Source organism: Pseudoclavibacter sp. RFBJ3 (genome assembly GCF_002931375.1).
Taxonomy (GTDB): domain Bacteria; phylum Actinomycetota; class Actinomycetes; order Actinomycetales; family Microbacteriaceae; genus Pseudoclavibacter.
This window is the reverse complement of sequence record NZ_PSXZ01000001.1, coordinates 241,354-254,432: the sequence shown is the minus strand read 5'-3', so window position 1 is coordinate 254,432 and position 13,079 is coordinate 241,354. Positions and strand designations below refer to the sequence as shown.

The following is a 13,079-nucleotide window of genomic DNA, read 5'->3' as shown; positions in this document are numbered from 1 at the left end:
CGCCGCGCCCGCCCGCCCGGGGGCTACGCGCTCGCCGTGGCCGCGCTCGTGGATGCGGCGGTCGCGCCCGAGGAGACGCCGGCGCGAGAACCGGCACCGGACTCAGCCCCGGCACCCTTCGACCCGCGCTTCGTGCGGCCAGGGACGACGAGTCGCCCGAGCAGCGCGAGCAGGCCGTCGACGACCAGCGCGAGCCCCGTGACGAGGACAGCGCCGACCAGCACGCGCCCGTAGTCCGTGACGGCGAGGCCGTCGAAGATGTAGCGTCCGAGGCCGCCGAGGTTCACGTAGGCGGCGATGGTCGCCGTGGCGATGACCTGCAGCACCGCGCTGCGGAGCCCCGCGACGATGAGCGGCATCGCGTTCGGCAGCTCGACCTGCCACACGATCTGCCACTCGGTCATGCCCATGGCTCGCGCCGCATCCACCGTCGCGCGGCTCACGTTCGCGACACCCGAGTAGACGCCGGCGAGGAGCGGGGGCACGGCGAGCACGACCAGCGCGATCACCGGCGGGAACAGTCCGAGGCCCATCAGCAGCACGAGCAGCGTCATGAGACCGAGACTGGGGAGAGCCCGCAGCACGTTGGCGGTGGCGACGATGAACGTCGTGCCCTTGCCCGTGTGGCCGATGACGAGACCGAGCGGGAACGCGATGACGGCGGCCAGCGCGACCGCCAGCAGCGAGTACCAGAGGTGCTCGCCGACCCTGGCCGGGATGCTCGAGGAGCCCGCCCAGTTGGCCGGGTCGAGGAAGTAGGACAGCATCTCGTTGAACATCAGATGTCCCCCTTCGCGATGACGGTGTCGAGCATGGCGGTCTCGGTGCGCTCGTTCGGTGTGCGCCTCGACGCCCGCTTCGCCTTCACGCGGTCGCTGCGCAGCCACGGGGTGGTCGCGACGCCGATGATCGCGATGACGCGGTCGAAGATGAACGCGAGCACGAGGATCGTGATGATGCCCGCGAAGATCTGGTCGGGGTAGTCGCGCTGGAACCCGGCGGTGAAGAGCTGGCCGAGGCCGCCGACGCCGATGACGGCGCCCACGGAGACGAGCGAGACGTTGGTGACCGCGACGACCCTGAGCCCGGCGACGAGCACGGGGATGGCGAGGGGCAGCTCGACCGCGATGACGCGCTTGATGGGCGAGTAGCCGATGGCGCTCGACGCGTCCTTCACGTCGTCCGGAACCGCGTCGAGCGACTCCAGCACGGTGCGGATGAGCAGCGCCGTCGAGTACAGCGTCAGCGCGATGATCACGTTGAGCGGGCTGATGATGGGCGTGCCCACGATCGACGGGATCACGACGAAGAGCGCGAGCGAGGGGATCGTGAAGACGATGCTCGCGACGATGATCGCGACGCCTCGTCCGCGCGGTCGCCCGACGAGGAGCATCCCGAGCGGCAAGGCGATGACGAGGCCGAGCACCGTCGGCACCACCGACAGCACGGTGTGCTGGATGATGATCGGCCAGACCGTCTCCCAGTTCGCGATGAGCCAGTTCATGATCGCTCGCCGCTCGCGTCCGCGACGCGGGCGAAGACCGCCTCACCGCGCACCACTCCGGTGGCCACGCCGGCCTGGTCGACGACGATCGCGAGGCCGGCCGGGGAGGCGAGCACCGCATCCAGGGAGCGCCGCAGGTTGTCGTCGAGCGTCACGACCGCGCCGACCGGGACGCGCAGCGAGCTCGCACGGTGCAGCCACGCGTCTGGGCGGCCGTCCTCGTCGACCGCGAGCGACCACTCGGCCGTGTGCCCATCGAGGCCGATGATGCCGGCCACGGCGTCGGCGAGGGGCTCCGCGGTGAGCGAGGCGTCCCGGAACGTGAGGGCGCGGTAGCCGCGGTCCTTCGAGATCATGCTCGACACGAACGTGTTGGCGGGCCTCGTCATGACCTCCTCGGCTGCCGCGTACTGGTGGAGCACGCCACCCGGCCCGAAGACGGCGATCTTGTCGCCGAGGATGAGGGCCTCGTCGATGTCGTGCGTGACGAACACGATGGTCTTCTTCAGCTCGCGCTGCAGCCGGATCATCTCCTGCTGCAGCTCGTCGCGCACGACGGGGTCGACGGCGCTGAACGGCTCGTCCATGAGCAGGATGGGCGGATCCGCCGCGAGGGCACGGGCCACGCCGACGCGCTGCTGCTGGCCGCCGGAGAGGTCGGCCGGGTAGCGGTGGACCAGCTCGGGGCGGAGGCGGACGCGCTCGATGGCATCCATGGCCTTCGCTCTGGCCTCCTTCGCGGGGACCCCCTTCAGGCGCAGCACCGTCGCGACGTTGTCGAGCACGGTGCGGTGCGGGAAGAGGCCGGCGTTCTGGATCACGTACCCGATGCCGAGGCGCAGTTGGGTGGAGGGGACGTCCGCGACGTCCTTGCCCGCGACCGTGATGCGGCCGCTGGACGCGTCGATCATCTTGTTGATCATGCGCATCGACGTGGTCTTGCCGCATCCGCTCGGACCGACGAAGGCCGTGAACGAGCCCTGCTCGATGTTGAGGCTGAGGTCGTTCACCGCCGTGGTGCCATCCGGATACGTCTTGGTGACGTTCTCGAAGGTGATCATGCTGCTCCTTGGCTGGTGACGGGTGGTCGTTGGGCGAGCGTGGAGCTCACGCGTCCTGCACGTGCTCGCTCAGCTCGGCGATGTCGGCGCGCACGCGGTCGATTCGCTGAGAGGTCATGATCGCCGGGTCGTTGAGGGCGAGGGTCTCGCGGATGCGCTTCGAGAGCTGCACCACAAGCGGAGCGCGGTCCTTCATGCTCGGGGCTGGCGCGGCGACGCCCACGCCGACGGCGAGGAGCCCCTCGATGGCGAGGAGCCGCTCGGCCGCCTCGAGGCTGTCCTCGAGGAGCCGCACGGCCAGGTAGCCCTGCGCGTTGTGGTCTTCCACGCCGTCGCCGACGACCCCGCCGAGGTGCGAGACGGGCGCCGCGAGCTGCTGCAGGCGCGCCATGAGCGACGATGCCGTGTTGGCGAGAATGACGGGCACGAACGGATGGTCGGCGTCGTCGATCGACAGCACCTGCTCGACGAGCGACCGCTCGGAGCGGAGGCGCCTGATCATGAGCGAGCAGCGCCGCTCGCTCATGATGCCGAAGTGCGCGAGCAGCAGGCGCACGGAGTCGGCCGTGATGGCCATCTGGATGGTCGAGAAGTTGCCGTTCGAGATGATGACGTCGTTGTCGATGTCGATGTACGGGTTCTCGCTGCGCGCGTTCAGCTCGACCGTGACCGACTCGCGCAGCACATCCGCCTGCTCGATGAGGGTGCCGTGCACCTGCGGCACGGTGCGCATGGAGAGCGGGTCCTGCAGGGAGCCCGCCGTGGCCGGCCCGTAGGCTCGGCTCGAGCCGAGCAGGGAGCGGAAGCGCGCGGCCGCCCTGATCTGGCCGGGGTGGGGCCTGGCCGCGACGACCTTCTCCTGGAAGCCCTTGACGCTGCCGTTCAGGGCGTCGAAGGTGTGGGCGACGACGAGGTCGGCGGATGCGGTGAACCGGTCGAGCCGCACGGAGGTGAGGGCCGCGATGCCGACGGAGGCGGCGTTCGCCCCGACGAGCGCGAGCCCGTCCTTCGCGGCGAGCTCGAGCGGCACGAGGCCGGCCGTCGCCAGCGCCTCGCGGGCGGGGACGGTCTGCGTGCCGGTCTCGTCGAGCACGCGCCCGCGGCCGACGAGCACGTTGCCGACGGCGGCGAGCATCGACAGGTCGGCGGCGCCGACGGACCCCTCGGAGGGGATGGCCGGGGTGACGCCGCATTCGAGCAGGCAGCGCAGGCCCTCGAACAGCGCCGTCGTGGCGCCGGAGTTGCCCTGCGCCATGACGGCGAGGCGCGCGAGCATCACGGCTCGCGCTTCGATGGGGGTGAGGTTCTTGCCGACCGCCGCGTCGTGGGAGGCGAGCACGAACAGCTGGAACGCGTGCTGCAGCTCCTCCGGGATCTCCTGGTCGCGCAGCGGCCCCAGGCCGCGGTTGACGCCGTACGCGGGCTCGCCGCGGGCCATGACGCTCTCGATGACGCCCCGCGCCTCCGCGAGCCGGACCCTGACGTGCGGGTCGATGTCGAGGTGGCCGACCGTGACGGCGAGCCGCTCCAGGACCCGCGGCGTCATCCGGTCGCGGCCGATGACGAAGCTCGTCAGCGGCAACGACCCCTCTGCGCTGGTGCCCGCGAGCGCGTTGACTCCGGCCGAGGAGGCGTCCGTGACCGACCGCTTGCCCTGCGCTGCCCGCTTGCTGGGGCGCATCGTGGGTCGCACGTGCGGCCGTTCGGCGTCTGCGTGCTGCTGCATCCGGAACTCGCTTCTCGTAGATCTTGGAGCTGGAGGTGAGGAAAGCGGGGAGAGTCGGTCGGGAAGTCGGTGGTTCAGGGTGTTGCTGCCGAGAGGGTGGATGCGGCCGGACTCGCCCGCATCCACCCTCGCAGCGTCACCGCGTGATGGGGAAGCGGAGCCTAGGCGCCGAGCAGGCCCTTCTCGGTGAGCCAGTCGGTCGCGGCCTTGGTGGGCTCGACCTTCTCTTCACCGGAGACACGCGTGTTGAGGGCGATGAGCTCGTCGGTCGTCAGCTGCGCCGAGATGGCGTCGATGACCTCAGCGACCTCGGGGGTGAGCTTCTCGGTGTTGCCGACAGGGATGACCTGCTGGGCCGGGAAGTTGTTCTTCGGGTCCTCGAGCACGACCAGGTCGTTCTCGACGATCGCGGGCGACGTCGTGAAGATGTTCGCGACCTGCACCTGTCCGCTGACCAGCGCGTCGACCGTTGCCGGTCCGCCACCATCGGCGATGGGGGTGAACGCTGCGGGCTCGACGCCGTAGTTCGCCTTCAGACCAGGCAGACCCTGCGGGCGCTCCTGGAACTCGGCCGGGGCACCGTAGGTGATCTCGGCGTTGTGGGCGGCGAGGTCGGCGATGGTCGTCAGGTTCCACTTCTCAGCGGTCTCCTTCGTGACGACAACCGCGTCCTTGTCCTCGGCGTCGGCCGGGGTGAGGCCCGTGAGCCCCTCCGTCTCGAGCGCTGCGGTGAGGTTCGTGTTGATGGTCTCCGCGTCCGTCGTCTCTGCCTCGGGGTCGAGGAAGATGAGGAGGTTGCCCGTGTAGTCGGGGATGAGGTCGATCGATCCGTCCGACAGCGCGGGGATGTAGGCCTCGCGCGAGCCGATGTTGAACTGCGTCTCGACGGTGAAGCCGGCGTCCTTCAGCGCTTCCGCGTAGAGGTTTCCGATGATCTCGGACTCTGGGAAGTTCGCCGAGGAGACGACGATCGTGTCGCCGGATGCGGCACCACCGTCGGTGCCGCCAGCGTCGGGAGCGGTCGGGTTGGAGCAGGCCGAGAGGAGGCCGATCGCTGCGAGTGCAGCGATGCCTCCGGTAATCAGACGCTTCTTCTGCATTGGGGGTCCCCTATCTTCGGCGGTAGCCAGAACATCAGTGAGTTCGGCCATCTTAGGAATGTGCCCCATGAATTCGGAGCGCGCTTCCCGGATAGCGCGAATTAACTCTGTGTTACGTGCGCAACGTCGCGGACCGGCCCGGTGTTCCCGAACCAGATGCGGCGCATCCTCAGTACATTCGCACGAATTGGGCGAAGTCAACCCTCAGCGCGCGCGGAAGCCAAACCGGGTAGAAATGACCACGTGACGACCTCATCCTCGCTCCCGCTCATCGCCGTCATCGCGACGGGCGGCACCATCGCCAGCACGACGACGGCATCGGGCGCGACGACGCCGAGCCTCGGGGCGGATGCCCTGCTCGAGGGAACCGCAGCGCACGGCGCCCAGCTGCGCGCCGTGAACCTCATGGCCGTCGACTCGTCGAGCCTCACGCTCGCCGACATGCAGTCGATCAGCGACGAGGTGCGACGCCAGGTCGAAGACGACGAGGTCAGCGCCGTCATCGTGCTGCACGGCACCGACTCGATGGAGGAGACCTCGCTGCTCACGGACCTGCAGCTCGAAAGCGACAAGACCGTCGTCTTCACCGGCTCGCAGTTCACGGCAGAGTCGGAGTCGCCAGACGGGCCTGCGAACGTCGCGGCAGCCCTCGCCGCCGCGCTCGACCCGGAGAACCGCGGCCGAGGCGTGCTCGTCGCGTTCGGCGGCAGGCTCCTCAAGGCGTGGGGGCTGACGAAGGCCTCAGCAGACCGCGCGGACGCGTTCCGCAGCGTCACCGACAAGCCCGCCCGCCGCCTGCACCTTCCCGCGCCCGTCGCCGGCATGCGCGTCGACACCGTCGCGGTCAGCCCCGGCGCTGACGCGACCCACCTGCATGCGAGCCTCGAGGCCGGCGTGCAGGGCATCGTCCTCGTCGGCCTCGGCTCGGGCAACGCGAGCCAGAGCGTCGTCTCCGCGGCCTGGGAGTGCCAGGCATCGGACATCCCGCTCGTCGTGTCGAGCCGCGTGCCGTTCGGCGTGCTCAAGGCCAGCTACGGCGGAGGCGGAGGCGGACACGACCTCGCGGTTGTCGGCGCCATCCACGCGGCCGTCCTGCGGGCCGGCCAGGCGCGCATCCTGCTCGCCGCCCTCATCGCCAACGAGGCGACGCCCGAGGAGATCGCGGCGGCCTTCGCCGCCGAGTAGCGGCGCGGCGCCGCGCCGCCGCCGCGTGACCAACATCAGTGCAATATCGGCGCCCGCAGCCCCGAAACCGGCTCAAAGCGCCTCTATCGCACGCAAGTTGGTCACGACCCCGCGACACTGCCCCGCTCAGCCCTGCGACCGCCGCCGCGTCAGCCGCCGCGGTGAGACTTGCCCCTCGTCCGCGGCGCCGCCGGCGCGTGACCAACATCAGTGCAATATCGGCGCCCGCAGCCCCGAAACCGGCTCACCTCACGCGTAGCTCACGCAAGTTGGTCACGGCCCCGCGGCGCCACCCCGCGCAGGCGCTGCGCCGAGACTCGCGCCAGCCGCCGTTCCGCCGCCCGCGCGTGACGCCCAAGTCCCGCCGGCGCGTGGCCAACATCAGTGCAATATCGGCGCCCGAAGCCCCGAAACCGGCTCAAAGCGCCTCTATTGCACGCAAGTTGGTCACGTCACGGGCGAACGGCACCGGATGGCCGCCGCGCCCTCGCCTCTCGGCGAGACGCGACGGCTCGTGTTCTGCCCTAGCTGGCGTAGCTGCCGACGAGGCGCACCGCGCCGCCATCGACACCCTTGGCGCCCTGCTCGAAGCCGTCGAAGTCGCGCGACTCGGTCGAGACCATGCCGGCGACCCACGACGGCAGGCCAGCGGCTTCGAGCCACTCGACGACCGCGGATGCACGCTGGGCGTCGACGACGGCGAACATCCCGATCCCGAGGTTCCAGGTGCCTTCCGTCGACTCGAGGTCGGTGCCAGCGAAGCCCGCGAGGACGCGGAAGATGTCGTTCGGCGACCACGCGCCGCGGTCGAGCTCGATCCAGGCGCCCTGCGGGAGGACCCGCGCGAGGTTGGCGGCGATGCCGCCGCCGGTGACGTGGCTGAAGGCGTGCACGGCGCCGTCGAGGGCAGGCTCGGCGAGGAGCTTGACGAGGGGGCCGGTGTAGAGGCGGGTCGGCTCGAGGAGCACTTCGCCGACGACGCCGCCGAGCTCCGCGGAGGTGTCGGTGAAGGCGAGGCCCTGGTCGGCGACGATGCGGCGCACGAGCGAGTAGCCGTTCGAGTGGAGGCCGCTCGAGGCGATCGAGATGACGACGTCGCCGTGCTGCACGCGCTCCGGTCCGAGCATCCGGTCAGCCTCGACGACGCCGACCGCGGCGCCTGCCACGTCGTAGTCGTCGGGCCCGAGGAGGCCAGGGTGCTCTGCGGTCTCGCCGCCCGTGAGCGCGGTGCCGGTCTCGGCGCACGCCTTCGCGATACCCTCGACGATCGAGGCGATACGCTCCGGCACGACCCGGCCACAGGCGATGTAGTCGGTCATGAAGAGGGGCTCGGCGCCCACGACGACGATGTCGTCGACGACCATGGCCACGAGGTCCTGGCCGATCGTGTCGTGCTTGTCGATCGCCTGCGCGATCGCGACCTTCGTGCCGACGCCGTCGGTCGACGTGGCGAGGATCGGCTTCGTGAACGAGGTCAGACGCGAGGCGTCGAAGAGTCCGGCGAAACCGCCGACGCCCCCGAGCACTTCCGGTCCGTGGGTCGCCTGGACGGCGCGCTTCATGAGCTCGACGGCGGTGTCACCCGCACGGGTGTCGACGCCAGCGGCGGCGTAGAGGTCGTTGCCTGACACAGAATGCCCTTTCCTCGGGGGGATGCGCCCAACAGCCTAGTGCGCCGCGAACGTGACGCCGGAAGCGAACCCTCTCCACGCGGGTGCGCGCGGATCCGCGAGCTGTGACAAAATCGGAAAATCGTTCAGGGTGCCTCGGTGCCTCATCACACTCGTGGCCCTCGCGGGCCTCGTCAGAACTGTGGCCCTCGCGGGCCTCATCACATCAGTGGCCCTCGCGGGTCCGGTCAAATCAGTGGCCCTCGCGGGCCCGCTTACCTGTGCTTGGAGCTCCCCCAGCGTGTGCGGCATTGTTGGTCACGTCTCGACCAGTCCCGTCAACCAACAGATCTACGATTCCCTTCTGCTCCTGCAGCATCGCGGTCAGGATTCGTCCGGCATCGCGACGGCGGACGGTGACACCTTCCACATCGCGAAGGTCAAGGGCCAGGTGCGCGAGGGCTACCGCACCCGCGACATGCGGAACCTGCTCGGCAACGTCGGCCTCGGCCACGTCCGCTACGCGACGGCCGGCAGCGCGAAGAGCGACGACGAGGTGCAGCCGTTCTACGTGAACGCGCCCTACGGCATCGTCCTCGTGCACAACGGCAACCTGACGAACACGCGAGAGCTGCGCAAGGAGCTCTTCAACGTCGACCGCAGGCACCTGAACTCGTCGAGCGACACGGAGCTGCTGCTCAACGTCCTCGCGAACGAGCTGCAGCACGGCATCAACGGGGACGAGCTCACGCCGGATGACCTGTTCGACGCGATCTCCCGCCTGCACGACCGCGTCGAGGGCTCCTACGCATCCGTCGCCCTGCTCTCCGGACACGGACTGCTCGCGTTCCGCGACCCGTTCGGCATCCGCCCCCTCGTGCTCGGTCGACGCGACGACGAGCACGGCCGCGACGAGTGGGTCGTGGCGTCCGAGTCGCTGGTGCTGGAGTCCGGCGGCTACGACCTGGTCCGCGACGTGGAGCCGGGCGAGGCCATCTTCATCACGATGGGCGGCGAGCTGTACTCGCGCCAGTGCGCCGTGAACCCGCGCCTCGTGCCGTGCTCGTTCGAGTACGTGTACCTGGCCCGCCCCGACTCCGTCATGAACGGCATCTCCATCTACGAGTCGCGCCTGCGCATGGGGAAGACCCTCGCCTCGAAGGTGGAGCGCAGCATCACCGCCGGCGACATCGACGTGGTCATGCCCATCCCCGATTCGGGCCGGCCGACCGCGATGGAGATGGCGAAGACCCTCGGCATCGACTACCGCGAGGGCTTCTACAAGAACCGCTACGTGGGCCGGACATTCATCATGCCGGGGCAGAAGGTGCGCAAGAAGTCGGTGCGCCAGAAGCTCAACGCGCTCCCGACGGAGTTCCGCGGCAAGAACGTGCTGCTCGTCGACGATTCGATCGTGCGCGGCACGACGTCGAAGGAGATCGTCGAGATGGCGCGTCAGGCTGGCGCGAACTCGGTGACGTTCGCGTCCGCTGCACCGCCGGTCCGCTACCCGCACGTCTACGGCATCAACATGCCGTCGCGCGGCGAGCTCGTGGCCTCAGGCAGGTCGATCGAGGAGATCGCGTCGGTCATCAGCGCCGACCGCCTCGTGTACCAGGAGGTCGGGGACCTGTTCACGGCCATCACCGAGGGCTCCGACGTGAAGGAGCTCGACATGAGCTGCTTCGACGGCAAGTACGTGACGGGCACCGTGACTCCCGAGTACTTGGCCTGGCTCGAGCTCAATACGAAGAGCTAGCCGGGCGGGACAGACCTCCGGGAAACGCATGTTCGTTGCACGACGAGCATGCGTTTTCCATAGGTTCCCGCGGGGACGCTCGGTGCGGTTCGGCCGCCGGGCGGGGTCGGTGCGCAGCTCTGCGCGCCGGTAGAGTCCCGTGCATGACCGACGCGCACCCCGCACCCCGCAATCGCACGCGCGACCTCACGCAGGTCGCCGTGTTCGCCGGCATCGTGGCCGCGCTCGGAGTGGTGCCGGCCATCACGATCCCCGGCCCCGGAGTGCCGATCACCCTGCAGATGCTCGGCGTCATGCTCGCGGGCGCCGTGCTCGGCTCGAAGCGCGGCTTCTCGGCGCTGCTGCTCTTCGACGTCCTGGTGCTCGCCGGGCTCCCGCTTCTCGCGGGCGGCCGTGGTGGGCTCGCGGTGCTCGCGAGCCCCACGGTCGGCTACTTCATCGGCTTCCCCATCGCGGCGTTCGCGGTCGGCTGGCTCGTCGAGCGCTTCGGCAGCCCGTTCCGCATTCTCCCCGGCATCGTCTCGACGGCCGTCGGGGGCGTGTTCGTGCTCTACCTGCCCGGGATCATCGGCGTCGCACTCGTGGCGAAGATCGGCTTCGGGGCCGCCGCCCTGTCGGCGCTCGCCTTCCTGCCGGGCGACCTCGCGAAGGCCGTCGTCGCGGCGCTCATCGCGCGAGGTGTGCACAAGGCCTACCCGGGGCTGCTCCCCGATCGGCGGCGGCGCGACCGGCCGACCTCGCCAGACCAGGCAACGGCACCGGCAGTGGATGCGTGAGGCCGGGGCCGCCGTCGCACCTCGCGGGTGCCTCCTGAGCCGGGGCCGCGCATGATCGAGCTGCGCGACGTGAGCGTGAGCTTCGGCGACGGCGCGCAGCGTCGCTCCGTGCTCGACGGCATCTCGGTGACGCTCGGCGAGCAGCGGATCGGCGTCATCGGCGCGAACGGCTCCGGGAAGTCGAGCCTCGCGAGACTCTTCAACGGGCTGCTGCTGCCCACGAGCGGGACCGTCTCGGTCGAGGGCTTCGACACGAGGCGCGCCGGCAGGGAGGTGCGGCGTCGGGTGGGGTTCTGCTTCACCGACCCCGACTCGCAGATCATCATGCCGACCGTGGGCGAGGATGTCGCCTTCGGGCTCGGCCGCCGCGGCCTGAGCAGGGCGGAGATCTCCGCACGCACGGCTGCGGCGCTCGAGCAGGTCGGTCTCGCCGACCGCGCCGACCATCCAGCGCACCTGCTCTCCGGAGGGCAGAAGCAGCTGCTCGCCCTCGCGGCCGTGCTCGTCACCGAGCCGAGCATCCTCGTGCTCGACGAGCCGACGACGCTCCTCGATCTGCGCAACTCGCGCGCGATCGCGGCGCGTATCGCCACGCTCCCCCAGCAGGTGGTCCTCGTGACCCACGACCTCGAGATCCTGGCGGGCTTCGACCGCGTGCTCGTGGTGCACGAGGGGCGCCTCACCTTCGACGGTCCTCCACGGGATGCGGTCGCCGCCTATCGCGCTGCAGTCTCCCTCGAGGGCGGGCTGTGACTCCCCTTCCCACGACCGCGACCGCAACCACGACCGCTTCGGCGGGGGCTCGTGGCTGACCGCGGAACGGCACTTGCCGTCTACGTGCCTGGCAGCTCCATCATCCATCGCCTGCCGGCCGGGCTGAAGCTGCTCGCGCTCCTGGCTGCAGGGGCGGCCGTGCTCGCGCTCGGCTCACCGCTCTCCGCCGGCATCGCCGTCGCGGTCGCGGCGCTCGGCTTCGCTGCGGCGCGCCTTGGCCCTCGATACGCGTGGCGCGGCGTGCGCCCGACCTGGATCTTCCTGCTCGGCATCTTCGCCTTCCAGTGGTGGTCCGCCGACCTGTCTCGGGCCGTCGGCGTCGTCGGCTCGATCGTCGCTCTCGTGCTCGCGGCGACGCTCGTGAGCCTCACGACCCGCACCACGGACATGATCGACGCCATCGTCTGGCTACTGGGGCCGCTGCGTCGAGTGGGCGTGAACCCCGACCGCGTCGCCCTGCAGCTCGCCCTCGGCGTGCGCGCGGTGCCCCTCGTCGCCGAGCTCGCCGAGACCGCGAGACAGGCACAGTACGCGCGGGGCCGTCGCGGCAGCCCGCGGGCATTCGCCGTGCCGCTCGTCGTCCGGGCGCTGCGCCGCGCCGACGCCATGTCCGACGCCTTGCAGGCGCGGGGCCTCGACGACTGACGATGGCCCGCCTGCTGCCGGTGCGCTAGGAGCGGTTCTCGAGCTCGTCTGCGCGGATCAAGCGCGCGTCGACCGAGCGCTTCGCCGACACGCGACCCGCGATGTACCCGGCGATGCCGCCGAGCGCGAGCGTGACGGGCACCGTGAACGCGAGGAGGAACGCGAACACCTGGATGCGGGAGAACACCTCGTTGGGCGGGAACGCGAACGTGAGGATCGTCACGAGGACGACGCCGACGATCGCACCGAGCACGAGGAAGCTGCTCATGCGAGGGACGTGGTGGACCCTCGCCGCCATCTCCCGAACGCCGTCGTCCTCGTCTTCGTCCTGCTCCTCGAACTCGGCGAGTTCAGCGTCGTAGCCCTCGAACTCGCGTCCGGCGTCGACCTCGCGGCCTGCCATGGTGTCGCCGCCGTCTTCGGGGCGCGACTGAGTGGGTTCGTTCTCGCGGAGCATGCATCCATTGTCGCGCAGTTCGCGGGGAGCGTTCGCAGACTCCGCGGGGAGCGCCGCGGCGCGTCAACGAGCAGGGCCGGCAGGGCGTGGCGCGCCCGTCAGCGGCGCACGAGCGGCAGCCAGGGCGAGACGTCGGCGCGGGTTCCGGATGCGCGCACCCGGTTCGCCTCGAACGCCTCCTGCCAGGTCACGCGGCCAGTGGCGAGCTCGAGCCAGGTGTCGACGTCGAGCTCGATGACGTTCGGCGGCGTGCCGCGGGTGTGGCCTGGGCCCTCCACGCACTGCACGGCACCGAACGGCGGTACCCGCACCTCGACGCTCGCGCCCGGGGCGCGGTCTTCGAGAGCCTGCAGGGTATAGCGGACGGCCGTCGCGGCGTCGGCGCGGGGCGTCGGGCTGCCCGCGGCGCGGGCTTCGCTCCAGGCGGTGATGGCTCCGAGCCCTGCGGCGTCGGCGATTCGGGGTTTCGGCACGCCCCCATT

13 protein-coding genes are annotated in these 13,079 nt (G+C 70.3%); 5 read left to right on the top strand and 8 right to left on the bottom strand.

Features of this window, described 5'->3' with window-relative positions:
* Positions 1-23: 23 nt before the first annotated feature.
* The 5 genes from C5E07_RS01230 to C5E07_RS01210 form a co-directional block, all read right to left on the bottom strand.
* Positions 24-779, bottom strand: coding sequence for an ABC transporter permease (locus tag C5E07_RS01230; RefSeq protein ID WP_104298115.1), 756 nt, complete (start codon positions 777-779; stop codon positions 24-26).
* Positions 779-1,504 carry an ABC transporter permease gene (locus tag C5E07_RS01225; protein ID WP_104240165.1) on the bottom strand — a complete coding sequence of 242 codons (726 nt, stop codon included), beginning with the start codon at positions 1,502-1,504 and terminating at the stop codon, positions 779-781. Before C5E07_RS01225 ends, C5E07_RS01230 begins: the two co-directional genes overlap by 1 nt.
* Positions 1,501-2,565: an ABC transporter ATP-binding protein gene (locus C5E07_RS01220; protein ID WP_104298114.1), complete on the bottom strand. Its 1,065-nt coding sequence runs from the start codon at positions 2,563-2,565 to the stop codon at positions 1,501-1,503. The genes C5E07_RS01225 and C5E07_RS01220 overlap by 4 nt, the downstream gene beginning before the upstream one ends.
* A gap of 46 nt (positions 2,566-2,611) precedes the next feature.
* Complete coding sequence (locus C5E07_RS01215; protein WP_104298113.1) at positions 2,612-4,291, bottom strand: aromatic amino acid ammonia-lyase; 1,680 nt, start codon at positions 4,289-4,291, stop codon at positions 2,612-2,614.
* Between the two features lie 161 nt (positions 4,292-4,452).
* Entirely contained in the window at positions 4,453-5,391 is a 939-nt protein-coding gene (locus C5E07_RS01210) for an ABC transporter substrate-binding protein (protein ID WP_104298112.1), read from the bottom strand.
* A 243-nt stretch (positions 5,392-5,634) separates the two neighbouring features.
* On the opposite strand from C5E07_RS01210, the gene C5E07_RS01205 reads away from it, so the two are divergent.
* Entirely contained in the window at positions 5,635-6,576 is a 942-nt protein-coding gene (locus C5E07_RS01205) for an asparaginase (RefSeq protein ID WP_258063006.1), read from the top strand.
* Positions 6,577-7,100: 524 nt separating this feature from the next.
* On the opposite strand, the gene purM is transcribed toward C5E07_RS01205, so the two are convergent.
* Positions 7,101-8,207, bottom strand: coding sequence for a phosphoribosylformylglycinamidine cyclo-ligase (gene purM, locus C5E07_RS01200; RefSeq protein ID WP_104298111.1), 1,107 nt, complete (start codon positions 8,205-8,207; stop codon positions 7,101-7,103).
* Positions 8,208-8,487: 280 nt separating this feature from the next.
* On the opposite strand from purM, the gene purF reads away from it, so the two are divergent.
* From purF to C5E07_RS01180, 4 genes are all read left to right on the top strand, one after another.
* Positions 8,488-9,945 carry an amidophosphoribosyltransferase gene (purF, locus tag C5E07_RS01195; RefSeq protein WP_104240160.1) on the top strand — a complete coding sequence of 486 codons (1,458 nt, stop codon included), beginning with the start codon at positions 8,488-8,490 and terminating at the stop codon, positions 9,943-9,945.
* A gap of 143 nt (positions 9,946-10,088) precedes the next feature.
* Complete coding sequence (locus tag C5E07_RS01190) at positions 10,089-10,721, top strand: biotin transporter BioY (RefSeq protein ID WP_104298110.1); 633 nt, start codon at positions 10,089-10,091, stop codon at positions 10,719-10,721.
* Positions 10,722-10,772: 51 nt separating this feature from the next.
* Complete coding sequence (locus tag C5E07_RS01185; RefSeq protein ID WP_104298109.1) at positions 10,773-11,474, top strand: energy-coupling factor ABC transporter ATP-binding protein; 702 nt, start codon at positions 10,773-10,775, stop codon at positions 11,472-11,474.
* 51 nt (positions 11,475-11,525) lie between these two features.
* Positions 11,526-12,140, top strand: a complete 615-nt coding sequence (locus C5E07_RS01180; protein WP_104298108.1) for an energy-coupling factor transporter transmembrane protein EcfT — start codon at positions 11,526-11,528, stop codon at positions 12,138-12,140.
* 25 nt (positions 12,141-12,165) lie between these two features.
* On the opposite strand, the gene C5E07_RS01175 is transcribed toward C5E07_RS01180, so the two are convergent.
* Both C5E07_RS01175 and C5E07_RS01170 read right to left on the bottom strand, forming a co-directional pair.
* The gene (locus C5E07_RS01175; protein WP_104298107.1) at positions 12,166-12,597 is read right to left on the bottom strand and encodes a hypothetical protein; all 432 of its coding nucleotides are present in this window, start codon (positions 12,595-12,597) and stop codon (positions 12,166-12,168) included.
* Between the two features lie 98 nt (positions 12,598-12,695).
* The gene (locus tag C5E07_RS01170; RefSeq protein WP_104240155.1) at positions 12,696-13,070 is read right to left on the bottom strand and encodes a sterol carrier family protein; all 375 of its coding nucleotides are present in this window, start codon (positions 13,068-13,070) and stop codon (positions 12,696-12,698) included.
* Between the last annotated feature and the right edge of the window lie 9 nt (positions 13,071-13,079).